This is a genomic window from Mesorhizobium sp. M7A.F.Ca.CA.001.08.2.1 (assembly GCF_003998455.1).
Lineage (GTDB): Bacteria > Pseudomonadota > Alphaproteobacteria > Rhizobiales > Rhizobiaceae > Mesorhizobium > Mesorhizobium ciceri.
Genome location: NZ_RZPW01000600.1, coordinates 1 through 3990, shown reverse-complemented (window position 1 = coordinate 3990; position 3990 = coordinate 1). Strand labels below are relative to the sequence as shown.

The 3990-nt window shown below is 61.1% G+C and carries 4 protein-coding genes and 1 pseudogene; 3 read left to right on the top strand and 2 right to left on the bottom strand.

Annotated features, from left to right (window positions below; translation table 11 throughout):
- Positions 1–121 precede the first annotated feature (121 nt).
- Positions 122–498 (top strand): annotated as a pseudogene (locus EN914_RS27180) (VOC family protein).
- 11 nt (positions 499–509) lie between these two features.
- Here the strand turns inward: EN914_RS27180 and EN914_RS27175 are convergent.
- Together EN914_RS27175 and EN914_RS27170 are read right to left on the bottom strand one after the other, a co-directional pair.
- On the bottom strand, positions 510–1514 hold the full coding sequence (locus EN914_RS27175; protein WP_127389372.1) for an inorganic phosphate transporter: 1005 nt from the start codon (positions 1512–1514) through the stop codon (positions 510–512).
- Positions 1515–1517: 3 nt separating this feature from the next.
- A complete protein-coding gene (locus EN914_RS27170; protein WP_013528009.1) occupies positions 1518–2159 on the bottom strand; it encodes a DUF47 domain-containing protein in 642 nt (213 codons plus the stop codon).
- 151 nt (positions 2160–2310) lie between these two features.
- Here EN914_RS27170 and EN914_RS27165 point away from each other — a divergent pair, with 151 nt between their 5' ends.
- Positions 2311–3225, top strand: a complete 915-nt coding sequence (locus tag EN914_RS27165) for a LysR family transcriptional regulator (protein ID WP_024503376.1) — start codon at positions 2311–2313, stop codon at positions 3223–3225.
- A 176-nt stretch (positions 3226–3401) separates the two neighbouring features.
- Positions 3402–3881, top strand: a complete 480-nt coding sequence (locus EN914_RS27160) for a formate dehydrogenase subunit gamma (protein ID WP_013528011.1) — start codon at positions 3402–3404, stop codon at positions 3879–3881.
- Positions 3882–3990: the final 109 nt, after the last annotated feature.

The following is a 3990-nucleotide window of genomic DNA, read 5'->3' as shown; positions in this document are numbered from 1 at the left end:
GTCCTCCAGATAAGCGAGCGCCGATGCGGCCAGCAATCAATCCAGCCGACAGTCGCCAAACGATCGCAGCGACCTATTTCAACGACCAGCACGGGACCGACAAGCCGAGAAGGAGGCGATTATGCTCGCAAACAGCAACGCAACGGCAAATCTGGCGGTAAGCGATCTGGCAAAGGCCAAGGCTTTCTACGAAGGAACGCTTGGCCTGAAACAGGTGCAGGATGAGGGGGGCGAACTGATCGTGTACAAAAGCGGCGATACCACCCTCAACGTCTATCATTCCCAATTTGCCGGAACCAACAAGGCGACAGCGGTGACCTGGATGGTTGGCGACGAGATCGGCAACATCGTCAAGGAGCTGAAGTCGAAGGGCGTCGCCTTCGAGCACTATCAGATGCCGGGCTTGACGCTGGAGGGCGATCTCCACGTCGGTTACGGAATGAAGGTTGCCTGTTCAAGGATCCAGACGGCAACATCCTGAACCTTGTGGACAGGTAGATTTCTTCACCTCACCTCGCCAGGCCAACCGCGAGGTAGGTGAGCGCCGAAATCAAAGCGGTGGCCGGCAAGGTAACGATCCAGGCGATGACGATGTTGCCGGCAATGCCCCAGCGCACGGCCGAGACGCGGCGGGCGGCGCCGACGCCGATGATGGCGCCGGTGATGGTGTGGGTGGTCGATACGGGAACGCCGAGCCAGGTCGCCGCAAACAGCGTGATCGCCCCACCGGTTTCGGCGCAAAAACCCTGCATCGGGTTCAGCCGGGTGATCTTCGAGCCCATGGTGTGGACGATGCGCCAGCCGCCGAACAGGGTGCCGAGCGCCAGTGCCGACTGGCAAGTGAGGACCACCCACAGCGGCACGTAGAAAGTCGCGCCGAGCATGCCTTGCGAATAGAGCAGCACGGCGATGATGCCCATGGTCTTCTGGGCGTCATTGCCGCCGTGCCCGAGGGAATAGAGCGAGGCGGAAAAGAACTGCATGACGCGGAAGGTGCTGTCGACCGCAAACGGCGTCTGGCGCACGAAGAGCCACGAGACGACGAGAACCAGGACGAGCGCCAGGATAAAGCCGGGCGCCGGCGACAAGACGATTGCCGCAACCGTCTTGCCAAGCCCGGTCCAGACGATGGCGCCCACGCCTGCCTTCGCAACACCGGCGCCGACCAAGCCGCCGATCAGCGCATGCGAGCTGCTCGAAGGGATGCCGGCGATCCAGGTGACGATGTTCCAGACGATGGCGCCGACCAGGGCTGCAAAGATCACCGCCGGGGTGACGATGCTGACGTCGACGATGCCTTTGCCTACGGTCTCGGCAACGTGGAGGCCGAAGAACATGAAGGCGATGAAATTGAAGAATGCCGCCCACAGCACCGCATATTGCGGCCGCAGCACGCGGGTGGAAACGATGGTGGCGATGGAATTGGCGGCGTCGTGCAGGCCGTTGAGAAAGTCGAAGAACAGTGCGACGGCGACGAGGCCGGCCAGCACGGGAAAGGCAATGGTTGCTTCCATCACCTAGACATTCTCAATGACGATGCCGCTGATCTCGTTGGCGACGTCCTCGAAGCGGTCGACCACCTTTTCCAGTTGGCCATAAATCTCGCTTCCGATCATATAGGCCATCGGATCGCTGCTGCCGTGCTTCCTGAAGAGATCCTTCAGCCCTTGCTCGTGCAGGTCGTCGGCCCGGCTTTCGACGCGCATCACCTCTTCGGCGATGGCGTTGAGGCGCACAGTATGCGTTGCGACCTTGTTGAGCAGCGGGATCGCCTCGGCCACCAGCTTGGCGGCGGCGACGATGACGCCACCCATTTCCTGCATCAGCGGATCGAACTCCTTGCGCTCGAACAGCTTCACCGTCTTGACCGTCTTGTGCATCATATCGATGGCGTCATCCATCGACTGGATCAGGTCCTTGATGTCGCCGCGATCGAAAGGCGTGATGAAGGAGCGCCGTACAGCCAGCAGGACTTCCGCGGTGATGTGGTCGGCCTCATCTTCGAGATCGATGATTTTCTGGCACCAGAGATCGATATCCCTGCCCTGTAGAAGCTGCTCCAGCGCCTCGGCGCCGCCGACCACGGTGCGGGAATGTCGTTCGAACAGGTCGAAGAAGCGATCTTCGCGCGGCAAAAGCTTGCGGAACCAGCCCAGCATGGTCGATCTCCCAGTTTCATCCACATAGCGCCGCATTCAGCCGCGGGAAACAGGTAGCCGGCTTAAAGGTGTGGATGCAGGGCAATTGTGCGTGGCGCTTGCGGTAGAGCACAATTTCCCCGACCTTGCAGCGAACGACCGGAAAGATCACATGATCGACAAGCTGGAATTCTTCATCGCGCTCGCCAGGGAGGAGCATTTCGGCCGGGCGGCGGAGGTGTGCGGCGTCACGCAGCCGACGCTGTCGGCCGGCATCAAGCAGTTGGAAGGCCAGCTTGGCGTCATGCTGGTTCTGCGTGGCTCACGCTTCCAGGGGCTGACGCCGGAGGGAAAACAGGTGCTGGTGTGGGCACGCCGCATCGTCGGCGACACCAGGACCATGCGCGAGGAAATGCGCGCGGCGCGCCACGGACTTTCGGGCCGTATCCGCATCGCCGCCATCCCGACGGCGCTCGCCATGCTGCCGCGGCTGACGACGCCATTTCGCGAAAAGCATCCCGGCGTCACCTTTTCGGTGCTGTCGCGGACTTCGATCGAGGTGCTGTCGCTGCTCGGCAATTTCGACATCGATGCCGGCATCACCTATCTCGACAACGAGCCGCTGGGGCGGGTGACCAGCGTGCCGCTCTATGACGAGCGCTACCAACTGATCACCGCGATGGGAAATCCCTATTCCGACCGCGACAAAGTGACATGGGCGGAGCTCTCAAGCCTGCCGCTGTGCCTGTTGACGCCGGACATGCAGAACCGCCGCATCATCGACCAGCATCTGGCCGAAGCCGGCGTGCAGGTGCGACCGACGCTGGAATCCAATTCGATGATCGTGCTGTTTTCGCACATCCGCACCGGCAAATGGTCGTCGATCATGCCGCTCAACCTTGCGGAAACATTCGGCTTTTCCGAACCGATCCGGGCCATTCCAATCATCGAACCAGACGCCAGCCACACGGTCGGCCTGGTGGCGACACCGCGCGAACCGCACACACCTTTGGTCTCGGCGCTGCTGGACGAGGCAATGGCGCTGGCGGACGATTTCCATGCCAACCGTTCCACTAGACAGGGTTAGTCAAACGGAACGATAGAAGATTTCTATCGTACAACGAAACCGCTTTATTGATTTCAGAGGTTTTCTCTGGTTTCTTAAGCACTTAGCGATAAAGCGGCACGCGCATGTCGTTGTTCCAAAACAGCTTGATGCTTTTGGCCGATATGCGTGGGTCGCTACGATAGGGAGGGCGCTGCATGACAATGCAGCCTGCAAGTACCGAGATTACGTCGCGCACGGCCGCGATCATCCAGGAGATGAAGGGGCTCGAAGGCCCTTTGCTGCCGATCCTCCACGGCATCCAGGAAGAGTTCGGCCATGTGCCCAAGGATGCGCTGCCGGTCATCGCCGAGGCGCTGAACATTTCCAGGGCCGAGGTGCACGGCGTCGTCAGCTTCTATCACGATTACCGAAGCCATCCGGCAGGCCGGCATGTGTTGAAGCTCTGCCAGGCGGAATCCTGCCAGTCCATGGGGTCGGATGCCATCGCCGCCAAGCTGAAGCAACTGCTGGGCATCGGCTTTCATGAAACGACCCGCGACGGTTCGGTGACGCTGGAGCCGGTCTACTGTCTTGGCCTGTGCGCCTGTTCGCCCGCCGCCATGCTCGATGGCGAGGTGATCGGACGGCTCGATGACGAGAAGCTCGACGAGATCGTTGCAGAGGTGCTCTCATGATCCCGCGTATCTACATTCCCGGCGATTCCGGTGCGCTGGCGCTTGGCGCCGAAAAGGTCGCCAAGGCGATCGCCGGCGAACTCGCCGAGCGCGGCATCGAAGCCAAGAT

Excerpts from the sequence above, each read along its gene's own strand:
- EN914_RS27175 (WP_127389372.1), bottom strand. The coding sequence starts at position 1,514 with ATGGAAGCAACCATTGCCTTTCCCGTGCTGGCCGGCCTCGTCGCCGTC.
- EN914_RS27170 (WP_013528009.1), bottom strand. The coding sequence starts at position 2,159 with ATGCTGGGCTGGTTCCGCAAGCTTTTGCCGCGCGAAGATCGCTTCTTC.
- EN914_RS27160 (WP_013528011.1), top strand. The coding sequence starts at position 3,402 with ATGACAATGCAGCCTGCAAGTACCGAGATTACGTCGCGCACGGCCGCG.
- EN914_RS27165 (WP_024503376.1), top strand. The coding sequence starts at position 2,311 with ATGATCGACAAGCTGGAATTCTTCATCGCGCTCGCCAGGGAGGAGCAT.